Raw genomic sequence first — 1036 nt, forward strand, 5'->3', positions numbered from 1 at the left:
ATAATTAAGGTTTTGTAGCTATTTTATAAAGTTAACACATTGATAATTATTGTTTTCAGGCGTCAGGTGACACTTTTCGGGGGAATGTGCACGGAACCCCCAACCATCAGTAGTAAACAATTATTGCAACCATTTCATATATGAGTGATTTTTACTCAGAGGCCGGTCAAAAAAACAAATATCGCATTTTGTAGCTTAGCTCCCTCTGGGCTTTTAAATATGGTCTGCAATATCAGTCCGTTGACAAGCTAGCATGCCTCATTGATAACAAACGCATGCCGAAACGCCGTGTTCAGGCTTGTGCTCTGGAACAACTCCGAGCCATCAATCTGGTGCTGGTCAATACCGAGAAGTGCAGAGATGATCTGAAAAACTAACTAAAAAAAACAGCCCAAAGGCTGCTTTATCTGATTACTTACAGTTGTCAGAAATTTTAATCAGAGCCGCTTTATAAACTGCGTCATTTTCAGAGGCAAACATAGCAAAACTCTTGACGGATGTCCCCTCTTTCAAAGTGCCTTTAGTCAGGACTTCATCAATGGTATCAGGTGTGAATTCCTTGTTGTCTGGAGAGTATGCTTTCAGACAAAATTTAGACAAATCAATGTCCTTATCGGATATATTCGCGACTACAATATCAAAGGTTTTCGTGTAGGCATTTTTGCCACCAACGGACATCGAGCCGTTAGATTTTTCTGTAGCGTACACTGCGATATTAACTGGAGTAGCGGCGTTTGCAGCAAAGCTGAAGCTAGCCAGAGCACAAAATGCAGAAATAATGGAAATCTTCATATCAAGTCCTTTCGTTAGATTTAACATCTTGGTTACTGTATCAATACAAGATACAGCTCCACGCTAATGCTACCACAGAGAAACTAAACGATTAGTAAAGTGACACTTCAATATTGCAGACATTGTAAACGGCTTTCCTTCCAGTAACCTGACTGAGTGTTTCAACCCATTCCCTAGGGGATAGAAATCCTCCGATCACTAGAAGTATCTTATCTCTATTTTCTTCTAATCTATCAATTTTTTA

1 protein-coding gene is annotated in these 1036 nt (G+C 39.6%); it reads right to left on the reverse strand.

Annotated elements, in window-relative coordinates:
* Window positions 1–411: 411 nt before the first annotated feature.
* Entirely contained in the window at window positions 412–792 is a 381-nt protein-coding gene (locus V1952_RS22045; RefSeq protein WP_420074051.1) for a DUF4354 family protein, read from the reverse strand.
* Window positions 793–1036: the final 244 nt, after the last annotated feature.

It is taken from the genome of Yersinia sp. 2542 StPb PI (assembly GCF_048593855.1).
Lineage (GTDB): Bacteria > Pseudomonadota > Gammaproteobacteria > Enterobacterales > Enterobacteriaceae > Yersinia > Yersinia enterocolitica_E.

Coding starts and splice junctions, on each gene's coding strand:
- V1952_RS22045 (WP_420074051.1), bottom strand. CDS start 792: ATGAAGATTTCCATTATTTCTGCATTTTGTGCTCTGGCTAGCTTCAGC.